The 15,746-nt window shown below is 68.7% G+C and carries 14 protein-coding genes and 2 tRNA genes; 7 read left to right on the top strand and 9 right to left on the bottom strand.

Annotated features, from left to right (window positions below; translation table 11 throughout):
- The first annotated feature begins 97 nt into the window (after positions 1-97).
- A complete protein-coding gene (locus ACQPYZ_RS10650) occupies positions 98-946 on the top strand; it encodes an NAD(P)H-binding protein (protein WP_433167291.1) in 849 nt (282 codons plus the stop codon).
- Positions 947-988: 42 nt separating this feature from the next.
- On the opposite strand, the gene ACQPYZ_RS10645 is transcribed toward ACQPYZ_RS10650, so the two are convergent.
- The 8 genes from ACQPYZ_RS10645 to ACQPYZ_RS10610 all read right to left on the bottom strand — a co-directional run bounded on the left by ACQPYZ_RS10645 (position 989) and on the right by ACQPYZ_RS10610 (position 9,685).
- Positions 989-2,587, bottom strand: coding sequence for an alpha/beta fold hydrolase (locus ACQPYZ_RS10645; RefSeq protein WP_433167290.1), 1,599 nt, complete (start codon positions 2,585-2,587; stop codon positions 989-991).
- Positions 2,588-2,686: 99 nt separating this feature from the next.
- Positions 2,687-3,982, bottom strand: coding sequence for an ATP-dependent Clp protease ATP-binding subunit ClpX (clpX, locus tag ACQPYZ_RS10640; RefSeq protein WP_433167289.1), 1,296 nt, complete (start codon positions 3,980-3,982; stop codon positions 2,687-2,689).
- Between the two features lie 296 nt (positions 3,983-4,278).
- Entirely contained in the window at positions 4,279-4,890 is a 612-nt protein-coding gene (locus tag ACQPYZ_RS10635) for an ATP-dependent Clp protease proteolytic subunit (RefSeq protein ID WP_433167288.1), read from the bottom strand.
- A gap of 31 nt (positions 4,891-4,921) precedes the next feature.
- Complete coding sequence (locus ACQPYZ_RS10630; protein WP_433167287.1) at positions 4,922-5,545, bottom strand: ClpP family protease; 624 nt, start codon at positions 5,543-5,545, stop codon at positions 4,922-4,924.
- A 108-nt stretch (positions 5,546-5,653) separates the two neighbouring features.
- A complete protein-coding gene (locus ACQPYZ_RS10625) occupies positions 5,654-6,946 on the bottom strand; it encodes a hypothetical protein (protein WP_433167286.1) in 1,293 nt (430 codons plus the stop codon).
- Complete coding sequence (locus tag ACQPYZ_RS10620; protein ID WP_433167285.1) at positions 6,943-8,007, bottom strand: hypothetical protein; 1,065 nt, start codon at positions 8,005-8,007, stop codon at positions 6,943-6,945. Before ACQPYZ_RS10620 ends, ACQPYZ_RS10625 begins: the two co-directional genes overlap by 4 nt.
- A 135-nt stretch (positions 8,008-8,142) precedes the next feature.
- Positions 8,143-9,537 (bottom strand): trigger factor, encoded by a 1,395-nt coding sequence (gene tig / locus ACQPYZ_RS10615; RefSeq protein ID WP_433167284.1) that lies wholly within the window; start codon positions 9,535-9,537, stop codon positions 8,143-8,145.
- 75 nt (positions 9,538-9,612) lie between these two features.
- Positions 9,613-9,685: transfer RNA gene (locus ACQPYZ_RS10610), tRNA-Pro, on the bottom strand.
- Between the two features lie 107 nt (positions 9,686-9,792).
- Here ACQPYZ_RS10610 and ACQPYZ_RS10605 point away from each other — a divergent pair.
- Positions 9,793-9,866 (top strand) — tRNA-Gly (locus tag ACQPYZ_RS10605).
- Between the two features lie 51 nt (positions 9,867-9,917).
- Here the strand turns inward: ACQPYZ_RS10605 and ACQPYZ_RS10600 are convergent.
- Positions 9,918-10,202 (bottom strand): hypothetical protein, encoded by a 285-nt coding sequence (locus tag ACQPYZ_RS10600; RefSeq protein ID WP_433167283.1) that lies wholly within the window; start codon positions 10,200-10,202, stop codon positions 9,918-9,920.
- A 267-nt stretch (positions 10,203-10,469) separates the two neighbouring features.
- On the opposite strand from ACQPYZ_RS10600, the gene ACQPYZ_RS10595 reads away from it, so the two are divergent.
- From ACQPYZ_RS10595 to ACQPYZ_RS10575, 5 genes are all read left to right on the top strand, one after another.
- Complete coding sequence (locus ACQPYZ_RS10595; RefSeq protein WP_433167282.1) at positions 10,470-11,201, top strand: SAM-dependent methyltransferase; 732 nt, start codon at positions 10,470-10,472, stop codon at positions 11,199-11,201.
- A 10-nt stretch (positions 11,202-11,211) separates the two neighbouring features.
- Complete coding sequence (locus tag ACQPYZ_RS10590) at positions 11,212-12,156, top strand: phosphotransferase family protein (protein ID WP_433167281.1); 945 nt, start codon at positions 11,212-11,214, stop codon at positions 12,154-12,156.
- A gap of 43 nt (positions 12,157-12,199) precedes the next feature.
- Positions 12,200-12,751, top strand: coding sequence for a GrpB family protein (locus ACQPYZ_RS10585; protein ID WP_433167280.1), 552 nt, complete (start codon positions 12,200-12,202; stop codon positions 12,749-12,751).
- Positions 12,752-12,778: 27 nt separating this feature from the next.
- Positions 12,779-13,321 (top strand): AAA family ATPase, encoded by a 543-nt coding sequence (locus ACQPYZ_RS10580; RefSeq protein WP_433167279.1) that lies wholly within the window; start codon positions 12,779-12,781, stop codon positions 13,319-13,321.
- Between the two features lie 269 nt (positions 13,322-13,590).
- On the top strand, positions 13,591-15,489 hold the full coding sequence (locus ACQPYZ_RS10575; RefSeq protein WP_433167278.1) for a hypothetical protein: 1,899 nt from the start codon (positions 13,591-13,593) through the stop codon (positions 15,487-15,489).
- Positions 15,490-15,746: the final 257 nt, after the last annotated feature.

The following is a 15,746-nucleotide window of genomic DNA, read 5'->3' as shown; positions in this document are numbered from 1 at the left end:
ACGATCGGATATGAATTTGCGCTTCACGAGCATAGGAACGCTCTCTAGATCGGTCTCTACGGTTGACATGCAATCCTCAACTACAAGGGAGCACTCCATGCGCATTGTCGTCACCGCTGCCACCGGTCACCTCGGCCGCCTCGTCATCGACGAGTTGCTGCAGCGGGTGCCCGCGCACCAGGTGGTCGCGGTCGCCCGGAACGCCGAGAAGGCCGCCGACCTCGCCGTACGGGGCGTCGAGGTCCGGATCGCCGACTACGACGACCCGGCCGCCGTCGCGAAGGCCTTGGCCGCCGGTGACACCGTGCTGCTGATCTCCGGGCTGGATCCCCACCGGGTCACGCAGCACCAGACCGTGATCGACGCAGCGAAGGAGGCCGGGGTCGCCCGGCTCGCGTACACCAGCGTGCTCGGCGGTCCGGAGGCCGACTTCGACCTCGCCGCCGACCACCGGGCGACCGAGCAGGCGATCCTCGACTCGGGCCTGAGCTACACGATGCTCCGCAACGGCTGGTACAACGAGGTCTACACCGACCAGCTCGCCGTACAGCTCGAGCACGGCGTGGTCGGCAGCGCCGGCGACGGCCGGATCGCCTCCGCCGCGCGCCGCGACTACGCGGCCGCGGCCGCCGTCGTCCTGACCGGCGAGGGGCACGAAAAGAAGGCGTACGAGCTGAACGGCGACACCGCCTGGACGCTGACCGAGTACGCCGCCGAGGTGACCCGGTTGTCCGGCAAGAATGTTGCCTACAACAACGTCCCGGCCGAGCAGCTGCTGGAGATCCTGACCGGAGCCGGCGTCCCCGGGGCCTTCGCCCCGATCCTGGTCGACGTCGACGCCGCCATCGAGCGCGGCCTCCTGGCCGGCCGGGGCAGCGACCTCAGCCGCCTGATCGGCCGCCCGACCACCCCGATCACCGACTCGATCGCGGCTGCCCTGAGGTAATAGCCGCCGGGCCCGGACATTGTCCGGGCCCGGTCGCCTCGTCTACAGGCCGGGGCCCTGGAAGAGCTTGACCTTCGCCGGGGGTGGGTCGAACGGTTTGCGGTCCTGGGTGCAGGTCGAGCCGTCGGCCGGCGCCTTCAGGGTGGTCAGGTAGGTGGTGATCAGGGTGTCGGCGCAGGTGCTCTTGCCGAGCACGGTGTGACCGTAGCCTTCGACCGTGACCAGGTGGGCATTCCGGTAGAGGTCGGCGTACGGGCGCGTGGCCTGGTACGGCGTCGCCGGGTCGTACCGGGTGCCGATGACCATCACCGGGGTCCTGGTCGACAGCTTCCACGGACCGAGGAAGGCGTCGTGGTCGCGCACACCCATGAACTCGCACGGCTGGCCGAGCCACAGTCGCATCCGGCCGAAGTGCGGGGCCCGCTTGTCGGCGGCGTCGGCGTACCGCGGGTAGGCCAGCGGCCGGCCGGAGTGTTTGGCCTCGACGCACGGCTGCAGCGCAGTGCCGATCGACGGGTACTCCTCCTTGCGCCGGTTCCACTGCACCAGCACCTCGGGCGCCCGCACGGCCGACTTCGCCCGGGCCTTGGTCGCCGAGGCGGTAGCGAGCTCGGCCAGCAGGTCGGCCAGCGCCGGCCAGCCGGCCGGCTCGTAGAGCGAGAAGAAGCTCACCTGGACCGCCAGCTGGTAGGTCACCGTGAGGGTCGAGCCGTCCGGCAACGTGAGCACGACCGGATTCGTCTTCAGCCGTTCGAAGGTGCTCTCGGCAACAGTCTTGGGATCCCCGAGCCCGGCCAGCGAGCACCTGTCCGGTCCTGCCTTCGCGCACTCGGCGAGGAACTGCTCGAACGTCTCCACGGCGCCGTCACCCTGTCGGAGCCGGTCGCCGATCGGGCGCCGGTCGCCGTCCGAGCCGGAGTACCACTCGGGGCTCAGGGTTCCGTCCAGCACGAAGGCGCGGATCTTGTCCGGGAACAGCCGCGCGTACGTCGCACCGAGGTACGTCCCGTAGGAGTACCCGACGTAGCTGAGCTTGTCGTCGCCGACCGCCTGCCGCAGCAGATCCATGTCCCGGGCGACGTTCGCGGTCGAGTAGTGCGCCAGCCGGTCCGGCGAGGTCGTCCGGCAGCCGATCGCCAGCTTGAGGCTGAGGGCCGTGTACGCGCGCTCCTCGGCCGCGGTCACCGGGTACGGCGGCTCGTCCGCGAACGCGGCCGCCTCCTCGGCAGCCGTCGGGAAGCAGGTCACCGGGTCCGACCTGCCGACACCGCGAGGGTCGAACCCGAGGATGTCGAACCGCGCCCGCACCTCGGGCTGGTAGGCCGCCTGCCCGGACTGCTGCACGAAGTCCACACCGGACCCACCGGGGCCGCCCGGGTTGGTGAACAGCGTGCCGAGCTTGCGGGCCGGATCGGTGGCCGGCAAGCGGGTCAGCGCGATCGTGGTCGTCGGACCGTGTGGCCGGTCATAGTCGGTCGGCACCTCGACGGTCGCGCACTGGAACGCGGGCAGCTCGGCACCGCAACTCCCCCAAGCGATCTCCGGTACGACGCTCTTCGGGGCAGCGACTGCGGGCGCGGCCGGCGCGACGAGGGCACCGGCGGCAACGGCAACGGTCAGTCTTCGAAGAAGTGGCCTCATGCCACCCACGGTAGGCAGCCGGCCACCCCGGCGCGTCCGCCGACAGAAGGAGGCCGGGAGTCCGCCGTACGGCGGGTCCGGCCTCCTCGACGGCAGGGCTCAGGCGGTCTTCTCGCGACGGTCGCGCTTGCGTTCGATCTGGTCGCGCGGGATCAGCGTGGGGTTCACGTTCTCCAGCACGACCTTGCCGGTGACGACGACCTTGGCGACGTCCTCGCGGCTCGGCACCTCGTACATCACGTTGAGCAGGACCTCTTCCATGATCGCCCGCAGACCGCGGGCGCCGGTGCCGCGCAGCAGCGCCTGGTCGGCGATCGCCTCGACCGCGTCGTCGCTGAACTCGAGCTCGACGTTGTCGATCTCGAAGAGCCGCCGGTACTGCTTGACCAGCGCGTTCTTCGGCTCGGACAGGATCTTGATCAGCGCCTCGCGGTCCAGCGGGGACACCGTGGTGATCACCGGGAGCCGGCCGATGAACTCGGGGATCAGGCCGAACTTCAGCAGGTCCTCCGGCATGACGTCGGCGTACCCGCCGAGCTCCTTCGGCTTCTCCGGCTCGCGGGAGGTGTTGAACCCGAGGGTCTTCTTGCCGACCCGCTGCTCGACCATGTGGTCCAGGCCGGCGAACGCGCCGCCGACGATGAACAGCACGTTGGTGGTGTCGATCTGGATGAACTCCTGGTGCGGGTGCTTGCGGCCACCCTGCGGCGGCACGCTCGCGGTGGTGCCCTCCAGGATCTTCAGCAGCGCCTGCTGGACGCCTTCGCCGGAGACGTCCCGGGTGATCGACGGGTTCTCGCTCTTGCGGGCGATCTTGTCGACCTCGTCGATGTAGATGATCCCGGTCTCGGCCTTCTTCACGTCGTAGTCGGCCGCCTGGATCAGCTTCAGCAGGATGTTCTCGACGTCCTCACCGACGTACCCGGCCTCGGTCAGCGCGGTGGCGTCGGCGATCGCGAACGGGACGTTCAGCATCCGCGCCAGCGTCTGCGCCAGGTAGGTCTTGCCGCAGCCGGTCGGGCCGATCAGCAGGATGTTCGACTTGGCCAGCTCGACGGCCTCGTCCTTGGCGTGCCGGCCGGCGCTCGAGCTGCCCTGACCGTCACGGACCCGCTTGTAGTGGTTGTACACCGCCACCGCGAGCGCCTTCTTGGCCACGTCCTGTCCGACGACGTAGGCGTTGAGGAAGTCGTAGATCTCCCGCGGCTTGGGCAGCTCGGTGAGGCCGACCTCGGAGCCCTCGTTCAGCTCCTCCTCGATGATCTCGTTGCAGAGATCGATGCATTCGTCGCAGATGTAGACGCCGGGACCGGCGATGAGCTTCTTGACCTGCTTCTGGCTCTTACCGCAGAACGAGCATTTCAGCAGGTCGCCGCCGTCACCTATGCGTGCCACCGGGACAGATCCCTTCTCTGAGCAGTCGAACCTGGGCCGAGGGGGCGTGGGCCGCTCGGGCCGGGCGCCGAACGGTCACCCGGACTCCGCTTCGACGGTACCGCGCCGGAGGCCGAAACGCCGCGCCCGCCGCCGCGTTGTGACTACGCCGGTGGCGAACGCGCCCCGCCCTTGACAAGTGCATATCGCGCCGGAAAAGGCTCATGTCAGCACCGTCGGGCCGGGTCGGACGTGATGGATGGTGCCGGTCCGGCTCCCGGCCGCGCTGGACGGCGGCCGGGAGGCACGGAGCGGGCTCAGACGCCGGCCGGAACCGGGGTCTTGAGGGTCTGCAGGACGTCGTCGATCAGGCCGTACTCGATGGCCTGGTCGGCGGTCAGGAACTTGTCCCGCTCGATGTCGCGGGAGACTTCCTCCATCGACTTGCCGCTGGCGTCGGCGATCATCTTCTCCAGCAGCGCGCGCAGCCGGAGGATCTCGTTCGCCTGGATCTCGATGTCGCTGGACTGGCCGTAGGTGCCCTCGGTGGCCGGCTGGTGGATGATGATCCGGCTGTTCGGCAGCGCCAGCCGCTTGCCCGGCGTACCGGCGGCGAGCAGCACCGCGGCGGCCGAGGCGGCCTGGCCGAGGCACACCGTCTGGACGTCTGGCTTGATGTAGCGGACGGTGTCGTAGATCGCGGTGAGCGCGGTGAACGAGCCGCCCGGGGAGTTGATGTAGATGCTGATGTCGCGGTCGGAGTCCATCGACTGCAGGCACAGCAGCTGGGCCATCACCGCGTTCGCGATCTCGTCGGTGATCGGCGTACCGAGGAAGATGATGCGGTCCTCGAACAGCTTGGTGTAGGGGTCGATCCGGCGCATGCCGTACGACGTGCGCTCCTCCCACTGCGGGATGAAGTAGTTCATGGGTGCGTCCTTTGGCTGACGGAGTGGGAGATCAGGAGTTCGGGCTGCCGGAGCTGAGCTGGGCGGCGCTGGCGACCACGTGGTCGATGAAGCCGTACTCCCTGGCCGCGTCGGCGGTGAACCAGCGGTCCCGGTCCGCGTCGTTCTCGACCTGCTCGAGCGGCTGGCCGGTGTGCTCGGCGATCAGCTTGAACAGCTGCGCCTTGATGTGCAGCGACTGCTCGGCCTGGATCTTGATGTCGGACGCCGTACCGCCCATACCGCCGGACGGCTGGTGCATCATGATCCGCGCGTGCGGCAGCGCGAACCGCTTGTTCTTCGCGCCGGCGCAGAGCAGGAACTGGCCCATCGAGGCCGCCAGGCCCATCCCCACGGTCGCGACGTCGTTGGAGATGTACTGCATGGTGTCGTAGATCGCCATGCCGGCGTCCACCGAGCCGCCCGGCGAGTTGATGTACAGCCAGATGTCCTTGTTGGGGTCCTCGGCGTTGAGGAGCAGCATCTGCGCACAGATCGCGTTCGAGTTCTCGTCCCGAACTTCGGACCCCAGGAAGATGATCCGGTTCTGCAGCAGGCGCTGGTAGATGTGGTCGTCGAGTCCGCCCGATCCGTTGCCGCCCGCGGCGGTGGGGCTGGCTGCAAATGTCTCGTTCACGAAGCCGACATTACTGGGCGGCGGCGACAGACCTAAGGCTGGGCCACAGGTGTTCGCTCACGGCGCACCGAGTCTGCCCTGAGCGAATTTCTTCCTGGTCAGCAACTTTCACTCCGCCGGCGTCAGGCGGAAGAGGCGACCCGCGCCGGAGCCGATCGAGGCGCCGAAGGCTCCGGCGGCCACGGTCACCGCTTTGTACTGTCCGTCGCCGGGTGTGAACTCCTCGACCAGGCCGATCCCGGGCTGCACGGAGATCGTCACGCCGGCCGTGTCGTTCGCGGCGTACGACCGGTTCGCGACGAACAGCCAGCGCCGGCCGTCGTCGACCGCCGTCCGGAACTGGCCGACGACGACCGGGTCACCAGCCACAGAGCGCAACTGCGGCGAAGGCGTGAACCTCGTCGTCCCGACGGGCAGCGGGTCCTCGTTCGCATGCACCACCGACTCGCTCACCAGGTGCTTGAGCTGTCGGCCGATCGGCTGCAGGTACGTCGTGTTGATCGCGGCCGCGTCGTGGTAGAGCCGGCTCGGCCTTCCGTCCTTGGCGATGAGCGCCGTACCGAACTCGAAGTCGGGCCGGCCGACGGGCGTCCAGTACGTGAAGTACTGGATGCCCTGGCAGCCATAGGCAAGGCTCATCGAGATCTGCCACTGCAGTTCCTCCCGGGTGGGTGATTTCAGGTTCCAGTGGTCCACCGCCTGGATGTACATCCAGGTCGGCACGTTCGCCCGCAGACCGGCCTCGCGGACCAGCGACCAGTTGAGGAAGTAGCTCGCGCGGAGCGTGTTGTCGGTCAGCAACGGGTAGTGGTCGTACGAGATGAACGACGGCCCGAACTGGTCGACGTACCGGGCCAGGAAGTCGCGGTACGTCGCGATCCGCACCGTGTCGTACAGCGGGACCAGGTTGATGTGGGTGAGGTCGGTCGGACCCGCCTCGGCCACGGCGTCCGCGATCATCCGGAACCGCGGGTAGTGCACCGGACTGGGTTCGTCGGCCAGCCGGAATCCGGTGAACGCGGGCGACGCGGCGGCGTACTCGTCCCGGACGCGTTTCACTGAGTCCAGCCAGCCCGGGCAGACCGTGGCCCCGCCGATGCGGTCGTCGGACGGCAGGGCGACCAGACCGTTCGCCTCACAGGCCCGCATCATCGCCAGGCTGCGGTCCCAGTTGTGAACGTCGTTGCCCGAGCTGGCCCAGGTGAACCCGGCGTCGGCGATCTGTTTGTAGCGCGCCACCGTCGTCTGCTCGGCCGGCGGAGGCCAGAAGAATCCGATCGGGAAGACGTCGTTCGCCAGCAGCTCCGGCGTCGTACCGAGGCCGGCCGCAGGAGTCGCTCTGGGCAGCGCCAAGGCCCCAGCAGCGGCTGCACCGGCCTTGAGCAGGGTTCTGCGCTTCACTGGTTCACCTGCCTGGTCCAGGAGGCCGCTGCCGGGGCCGAGGTGAACTGCTCGTCCCCCATCGGAGTCCAGCTGGTCCACGTACCCGGACCGCTCAGGTGGCGGGCCCAGATGCGGTTGTCGGTGCCGAGGGCGAAGAGGTTGAGGCGGCCTGGCGCGTGTGAGACGGCCGCGGGTGCCTCTTTGAAGGTCTGGGGCCCGTCCAGTGCGTACCAGCCGCTCCAGGCCCCAGCGTCGAACCGGTACCAGTTGTGCCAGACCTTGCTGTCCTGGCCGAGTGCGAAGACCTCCAGGTGCTTCGGTCCCCAGGACACCGCGCCTGGCGAGGAGGTGAACTGCTTGTCGCCCATGGCGACCCAGTCGGACCACTCACCGGGCACCCTGCCGGTCAGCCAGCGCTGATAGAGCCTGTTGTCGAGTCCACGCGCGTAGAGGTGCAGCTTGCCCGGCGCGTACGCCGCCGCGGCCGGGGAGCCCTGGAAGCGTTGCTCGCCGGTGAAGCCGTACCAGCCGCTCCAACCACCGCCGCCGAAGCGGAACCAGGTGTGCTGGACCTTCTGGTCGTGGTCGAGCGCGAAGACCTCGAGGTGCCCGGTGCCCCAGGAGGCGACGGCCGGGGCGGAGGCGAAGGTCTGGGTGCCGAGGTCGTCCCACAGGCTCCAGCCACCGTTGAGCATGCCGACGTTGGAGAAGGAGCGGTCCTTGATCCGGCCGTCGGGGCCGAGGGCGTTGAGGTGAACGACGTGGTTGTCGTGCGACGCGGCTCCGGGGGCGGAGGCGAGGTCGCCGCGGAGGCTCTGCCAGCAGGTCCACGGCTTGCCCAGGTCCCACCACCGATGCCAGAGCGCGTTGTCGGTGCCGCGAGCGAACAGATCGATCCGCCCAACAGTCTCGGCCGCCGGAGCTGCTTGGGCTGCCGGGAGTGCTTGGGGCGCCGGGTTTGCCCCGGCGGGCTCCGCTGGGACCGACGTACAGGCCGCCTCGGCTTGCGGCGGTGCTGCGGCCAGGCCGCCGGCGACCAGGGCCACGGCGGCAGCGGCGGCCGGCAGTCTGAGCTTCATCCAGCATCCCCCGGGGCGGTTGACGGTGCACCGGTCACGCTAGGGATGAGCGCTTTCAGATCGCTTTCAGCCGGCTGACAACGCGACGACGGCCCGGATCCACAGGGGATCCGGGCCGTCGCGGCGTACTGCTGATCAGGCCTTGGCCGGCTCCTCGGCCGGGGTCTCCGCCGCGGCGTCGGCGGTCTCCACGGCCGGGTCGGCGTACGTACCGTCCGGCTGCAGGGTCTTCAGCTCGACCTCGTTGCCGGAGGCGTCGGTGACCTTCGCGTTCTCGACCAGGTGCGCGAGCGCCTTGCCGCGGACGACCTCGGACACCAGGCTCGGGACCAGGTTGTTCTCGACCGCGTGCTGGGCGAACTGGTCCGGGCTGACGCCGGAGCGCTGGGCGTGCCGGACGATGTGCTCGGTCAGCTCCTGGTCGTTGACGCTCAGCTCCTGCTCCTCGGCCACCAGGTCGAGCACGAACTGCGCCTTGATCGCGTCCTCGGAGCGCTTCTTCAGGTCCTCGTCGAACTCGTCCTGGGTCTGCTCCTCGCCCTCCAGGAACTGCTCGAACGTCATCCCGGAGTACCCGAGCTGCTGCTCCAGGTTCTCCTTGCGGGCGGCCAGCTCGTCGGTCAGCAGACCCTCCGGCACCGGCACCTCGACCAGGGTCAGGATCTTCTCGAGTACGGCGTCGCGCGCCTCGCCGGCCTGCTCGAGCCGCTTACCGCGCTCCAGCCGGGCGCGGACGTCGGCCTTCAGCTCGTCCGCGGTGTCGAACTCGGACGCGGTCTGCGCGAACTCGTCGTCGAACGCCGGCAGCTCCTGCTCCTTGACCGCGGTGACGGTCACCTCGACGTCGACGTCCTCGCCCTTGAGCGCGCCGCCGACCAGCTGAGTGACGAAGGTCTTGGTCTCACCCGCGTTCAGCCCGACGACCGCCTCGTCCAGGCCGTCGAGCAGCTGCCCGCTGCCGACCTGGTACGACAGGCCGGTGGCCTGCGCCTCCTCGACCTTCTCGCCGTCCTTGCTCGCGGACAGGTCGAGGGTGATGTAGTCCTTGTCCTGCACGGCCCGGTCGACCGGGTTCAGCGAGCCGAACCGCTGCCGCAGCGCCTCGATCTGCTCGTCCACCTCGTCGTCGGAGATCGCGATGTCCTCGACCTCGGCCTCCAGCCCGGACAGGTCCGGCAGGGTGATCTCCGGGCGCACCTCGACCTCGGCGGAGAACTGCAGGCTCTCCTTGTCGTTGAACTCGGTCACGTCGACCTCGGGCCGGCCGATCGCCTTGACCTTGTTGTCCTGGACCGCCTGCGAGTACAGCTTCGGGAGCGCGTCGTTGATCGCCTCCTCGAGCACCGGACCGCGACCGACCCGCTGGTCGATCACCTGCGGCGGGACTTTGCCCTTGCGGAACCCCGGAACGGTGATCTGCTTCGCGATGCTCTGGTACGCCGCGTCGAGGCTCGGCTTGAGCTCCTCGAACGGCACCTCGACGATGAGCCGGACCTTCGTCGGGCTCATGGACTCGACGGTGCTCTTCACGGTGGCGGTTCTCCTTGATCGATGACTTCACAGCACGGGGACAGCCCGCGCTGCAGGGGTACTGCAGGGGGTTTGTCGGGGCGACAGGACTCGAACCTGCGGTCTCCTGCTCCCAAAGCAGGCGCGCTAGCCACTACGCTACGCCCCGCAGTGACCGCACGAGTCTAGTCGACCTGACCCAGTGCACGCGAAACGCCCCCGCCGGGATTCCGTTTTGAGTCCACCCCACGACCTGTGGAATCATGTCCGAGCACCGCGGGTGTAGCTCAATGGTAGAGCCCCAGTCTTCCAAACTGGCTACGCGAGTTCGATTCTCGTCACCCGCTCCACATGTGAGGCCCAGGTCATGCGCGCTGGGCCTTGCGTTTGTCTGGGCCGTGTCAGGCGTTCGGTTGGTCGGTGGGGTCCCACTCGATGTGGTCGGGGGCGGGGTCGTGGGGGAAGCGGACCGCGTTGATGGTGGTGGCGCCGGTGAGCCAGGCCTTGGCGATTCTGTGGCCGCCGTCCATCAGTCGCCCGTCGGACGAGAGGATGACTGGATAGCTGAGGTCGGCCTTCTGGATGAGGTCGGCGTGGCGGGCGACCATCCGGCACGTGACCGGCCTACCTCCAAACCAGCAGTCCTCGTCGAACTCCCGGATCGCGTCAATCGGTACAGACTCCACCGGAAGGCCTTCCGCCAACTTCCACAGACGCTCGGTCCAGTAGACAGCGCGGCCACCCGGCACAGCACGTGTATGTCGTTCAGGCATCGCACCATCATCACTCGCCGAACCTGAGCCGTTCGATCCAGGCGGCGTACGGCGTGCTGGTTAATTGTTTGTCTGGTTGGAGGGCGTGGGACAGGATCCGGTTGGGTGGAGGATGCACGGCTTGAGGGGTTGCTGGGGAATGAGCGGTATCCGCGGTCTGCTGGGTATTCGGCTCGGTGGATGGTGGACAACGCGATGGGGCCGAATCCGGTGTGGCAGGCGGAGGCGTTGGCCGAGTTCCTGCCGCTCGAGCCAGGCATGCGGGTGCTGGACATGGGGTGTGGCACCGCGCTGAGCTCGATCTTCCTGGCCAAGGAGTTCGGGGTCGAGGTGTGGGCTACCGACCTGTGGATCAGGCCCGAGGAGAACCTGCGCCGTGTTGCCGAGGCAGAGCTGGAAGGCCAGGTCCATCCGGTACACGCGGAGGCCCATGGCTTGCCGTACGCCGAGGAGTTCTTCGACGCGCTCGTCAGCATCGGCGCCTACCACTACTTCGGCACCGACGACCTGTACCTCGGGTACTACGCGCGCTTCGTCAAACGCGGTGGCCGGCTCGGCATCGTTCTGCCGGGGCCTGCGGAGGAGTACGAGACGCTTCCGCCACCACACCTCGCGCAGTACTGGAAGTGGGACTTCTGTGCCTGGCACAGCCCCGCGTGGTGGCGCCGGCACTGGGAGAAGACCGGGCTGGTCACCGTCGAGGTCGCCGACCGGCTCCCCCACGGGTGGCACGACTGGCTGCGGTGGAACGACGTCTGCGACGAGGACCGGGGTACGCCGGGACGGGAGGAAGCCCAGATGCTTCACGCCGACCGCGGCCGAACGCTAGGTCTCACTCGAGTCGTCGCCCGCCGCAACACAGTGCTCGCTACCTCTGAAAACCCCGTGTCGCCACAGGCCCCTGACGCATAGGCTCGCGCTCATGACCGACGGCGACTGGAGGGATAGCGGGTTCAGGCAGCGTCGGCCCTCCGCGGAGACTCTCGCCTGGGTCGCGGCGTCGATGGGTCGGGGCAGTCGCGTCGTCGGCCATCGCCGATTGACCGGCGGCGTCTGCTCCGCCGTACATCGGCTGACCGTCGAGCGACATGGAACGCGAACGTACGTCGTACTGCGGCAGTACCCGGGCGGCCTCGGCCTGCAGGAGGCCCTGGAGAAGGAGATCGCCAACCTCGGTGTGGTGGCCGGAAGCGGGCTCCCGGCTCCGAGCGTCCTGGCGGCCGACGTCGCTGGTACGTCGACAGGCGGCGCGCCGGCGTTGTTGATGACACGGTTGCCGGGGCATGTTCACCTCAACCCGACCGAACCCCGGTCGTGGCTGACGAGGATCGCCGAGCTTGCTGTACTTCTGCATTCCCTCGATCTCCCCGCGAAGACGTTCAGGCCCTGGGTGGATTCGTGGATCGCTCCTCGAGACGGGTTCCAGGTGCCGGCCGACGCGCAGAAGCCGGCTGTGTGGAAGGCGGCGTTCGGCGTCATGGCGGAGCCGCCGCCGAAGGACCCTGCCGTCTTTCTGCACTGCGATTTCCTGCCGGTCAACATGCTGTGGTCGCGCGGGCGGATCACTGGACTGACCGACTGGAACTCCATCCATCGAGGGGCACGCGCGATCGACGTCGGGCAGTGTCGGCGATACCTGGCGGCGCTCTACTCACCCGAGTGGTCGGAGCAGCTTCGGTCGTTCTATGAGTCGATCGCCGGGGTGACTGTCAATCCGTGGTGGGACCTATACGCCCTGCTGCACTACGACGACAGCGGCGCGAAGTGGATCCGTGGTCAGGTCGCCGGGCGCCGTCCTGTCGATGTGCCCGGTATGACCTCCCGCGTCGAGGTCGCCGTCGAGACAGCGCTACGCCGCCTCGCATAAGTGCGGGCGTCGTCGGCGGCCGGGCGGGTGGCACGATGGCCGGATGGGTGACGGCATCGTGGTGGTGGGGTACGACGAGGCGTGGGTGGGGTGGTTCCGGGAGATCGGTGGGCGGTTGCGGCAGGAGCTGGGGGATCTCGCGGTGCGGATCGACCATGTCGGGTCGACCGCGGTCCACGGGCTGGATGCGAAGCCGGTGATCGACGTTCAGGTTTCGGTGGCGGCGTTGGAGCCGGTCGAGGCGTATCGCGGAGCCGTCGAGCGGGCCGGGTTCGTCCATCGGGCGGAGAATCCGGAGCGGACGAAGCGGTACTTCCGCGAGCGGCCGGGTGACCGGCGTACGCACGTCCACGTCCGGCGGGCGGGGTCGTTCTCGGAGCAGTTCAACCTCTTGTTCCGGGAGTACCTGCGGGCGCATCCGCAGCACGCGCGGGAGTACGGCGAGCTGAAGCGCCGACTCGCGAAGGAGTTCCCGGGACCGGACCAGCGCTCCCAGTACGTCGACGCGAAGGGCCCGTTCATCTGGCGGACGATCCAGCTCGCGGACGAGTGGGCGCAGTCGATCGGGTGGGAGCCTCCACGGTCCGACTGCTGAGGCCGACGTACGTCTATGGTCGTGCAGGTGATCGGTGACAGTACGACGCGGCTCGCGGTGCTGCGGGGACCTTCCGCCTCGGGGAAGAGCACGACCGCGCAGGAGGTACGGCGGCGCGTCGGGCGCGGCGTGGCGTGGGTGGAGCAGGACTACCTGCGGCGGACCCTGCTCCGGGAGCACGACCGCCCCGGCCAGCCCAACATCGGCCTGATCGACCAGACGGTCCGCTACGCCCTCGACCACGGGTATCACGTCATCCTCGAGGGCGGTCTCTACAGCCCGACGTACGGCGAGATGGTCCGGCAACTGATCGCCGACCACGCCGGCCACACCGCGGTGTACTACTTCCAGATCCCGTTCGACGAGACTGTCCGCCGTCACGCCACCAAACCGCGCACCACAGTCACTCCCGAGAAGCTGCGCGAGTGGTATCAGCCCTGCGACCTCCTCGGCGTACCAGACGAGCACCTGATCGACAGCTCGAGCACCCTGCACGACACCACCACCCGCATCATCACCGACCTCACCTGGACCAAAGGCGGCCCAGTTCCCCATCCGGTCGAGGACTGAGGTGCACCCGCCGCCCGCGCACGTGCAGGCGGAGCTCCGACGCTCCGGCTTCGTGGACTAGGACAGCTCCCCGGGGAGCGGCCAAGACCTCGAACTGCTCGTCTTCGCCACCAGCAAACCCTGTTCACCGACCGCGTACACCGCACGCTGAGCCCTCGGGGAGCGCACCGCCGGGAAACGGGCAAGCGCTTCCGTTACCGCTCGTTACTGGCTAAGGTGCCGCCCTGTGTCGGAGGCCGCCCTGGGGAGGGGCGCCGAGGGGGTTTCTCGTGGTCAGGTTCCGGGTCAAGGTCGCTGCGATCGCCTGTGCGCTCGTACTCGCACCGGTGGTAGCAGGACAAGTGATGGCGGCCGATCCGCCCGAGCACTTGGGTGCGGGCGCTCTGGTGCCCGGCCGGACAGCCACCGCACAGATCGATCAGGTCGGCCTGTCCGGCGCACGGCTCGTGACCACGGACAAGACCGACCACACGCTCTGGGAGACCAGCAACAACGGCGCCACCTGGACCGCGACCGGCGGCTCCAGCGAGACCAAGCCGTTCCAGCTTGAGGGCTCCAGCCTGCTCACCTTCGAAGGTGCCACCGCGACGGTCGGTGGCCTCACCTTCCCGGCGGCCGACGAGGTCGTCCTCGGGAAGGGCGGCAAGCTCGTCTCCCACCGCACGCCGAACGCCGCCAGCGCAGCGGTGTACGACGTAGCGACCAAGAGCAAGCTGGCCGACTACGCCCCGCCGTTCGCCATGGCCGACACCACTGTCTGGAAGGTCACCGAGCCTGGACAGCTCACCGGCAAGGACCTGACCACGGGCACCGTCAAGACAGTCCTGGTCGCCGGCAGCTGCACGGTGGGACCGGACCGCGTCAACGGCCGCTGGGCGCTGCTGAGCGGCTGCAACCAGGTCGTCGACGTGAACGGACCGCAGGCGCCGCGCAACCTCTCCGTCGCGGCCGCGTCGCAACTCGGCAACGGCTTCACCGTCCAGACGACGGCCGAGCAGGACCTGCTCGTCACCGACCTGAACGACCCCGAGCTCGGCCAGCGCCTCTACGGACCCGTCCGTGAGGCGGCCGCGAGTTTCCGCGCCGACGGCTCCGGCCTGGCCAAGATCGTGTACGCCGACCCGGACTCGAAACCGCGCGTGATCACGCTGGACTGGCTCACCGCCGACCCGCAGCCCCGACCCGACACCGTCGCACCGGTCCTCGCCAGCGCCTCCGCCGGCGAGCGCATCCGCGACAACACGAGCCTGTCCTTCGAGTGGGCGTTCACCGACCCGCAGGACCCGAACTCCCCCGCCACCGGAGTCGCCACGTACGACCTGCGCATCCAGCAGCGACCCAACCGCACGTCGCCGTACGGCGCCTGGAACCAGGTCCCCGCGTGGCAGGGCCTGAAGACGACCGCGGCCAGCACGACGGCGCCCATCGGCACGGATACCTGCTGGCAGGTCCGCGCACGCGACTACGCCGGCAACGAGAGCGCGTGGAGTACGTCGTACTGCAGTGAGGTCGACGGTACGGCGCCGTCGCTGGTGACCCTGCGGATCGGGGACCGGGTCGCGGTGACCGCGCCCGTCACGTTCCGCTGGGCGTACTCCGACGACACCGGCGTCGCGTCGTACGACGTGGTCTACAAGGTCGCCGCGCCTGGGGTTGCCCTGGGCAAGTGGATCTACCCGCCGGCGTGGCAGAACGCGCAGCTCACGTCGATCACCTGGACGCCGCGGCTGGGCTGGGACGAGTGCTTCCTGGTCCGCTCGCGTGATCACCTCGGCAACCTGTCGGCGTGGTCGCCGCAGATCTGCGCGGTCGCGCCGCAGGACGACCGCGCGCTCACCTCGGCCGGGTCGGTCACCCGTTCGACCAGCACGCTCGCGTTCCAGGGGACCACGTCGGTCCTCAACGCGAACGGCGCCTACCTGACCAAGACCGGCGAGGCCGGCGCCCGGATCGCGCTGGTCGCCATCCACGGGCCCGGTCAGGGCCGGGTCGACATCTACCACGCGAACATCAAGGTCGGCACCGTCTCGCTCGCGGCCACCACGACCTCTCGGAAGGTGACCTACCTGCCGATCACGCCGTTCCGCACCGGCGCGGTCAAGATCGTCTCCACCTCGACCGCCCCGGCGATCGTGGACGGCATCGCGTTCCTCAGGGTGAATCCGTAGACCTATCACGATCCGCAATGGCTGTGAGCCCCGTCACCGCGTGGTGACGGGGCTCGCCTATTGCGACCAGTGGTAATTCATCACCAAGGAATGGAATTCGGGGGACAAGCGCTTACCCGTAGGCGATACTGGAAAGTGCGCCGTTTTCCGGCTGCCCCTCCAAGTCACGAGCATGATGGGAAGTGCGCCCGTCCAGATGCCCTCCGAGAGACCTGCCTCCGCGCCGTCGATCGCAGCCCCTACCACCAGAGCACCCG

Source organism: Kribbella sp. CA-247076, assembly GCF_050942445.1.
Taxonomy (GTDB): Bacteria; Actinomycetota; Actinomycetes; order Propionibacteriales; family Kribbellaceae; genus Kribbella.
The sequence above is the reverse complement of the archived record's forward strand: the minus strand, read 5'-3'. Positions and strand labels throughout refer to the sequence as shown.

Coding starts and splice junctions, on each gene's coding strand:
- ACQPYZ_RS10650 (WP_433167291.1), top strand. CDS start 98: ATGCGCATTGTCGTCACCGCTGCCACCGGTCACCTCGGCCGCCTCGTC.
- ACQPYZ_RS10645 (WP_433167290.1), bottom strand. CDS start 2,587: ATGAGGCCACTTCTTCGAAGACTGACCGTTGCCGTTGCCGCCGGTGCC.
- ACQPYZ_RS10635 (WP_433167288.1), bottom strand. CDS start 4,890: ATGAACTACTTCATCCCGCAGTGGGAGGAGCGCACGTCGTACGGCATG.
- ACQPYZ_RS10620 (WP_433167285.1), bottom strand. CDS start 8,007: ATGAAGCTCAGACTGCCGGCCGCCGCTGCCGCCGTGGCCCTGGTCGCC.
- ACQPYZ_RS10595 (WP_433167282.1), top strand. CDS start 10,470: ATGGTGGACAACGCGATGGGGCCGAATCCGGTGTGGCAGGCGGAGGCG.
- ACQPYZ_RS10590 (WP_433167281.1), top strand. CDS start 11,212: ATGACCGACGGCGACTGGAGGGATAGCGGGTTCAGGCAGCGTCGGCCC.
- ACQPYZ_RS10585 (WP_433167280.1), top strand. CDS start 12,200: ATGGGTGACGGCATCGTGGTGGTGGGGTACGACGAGGCGTGGGTGGGG.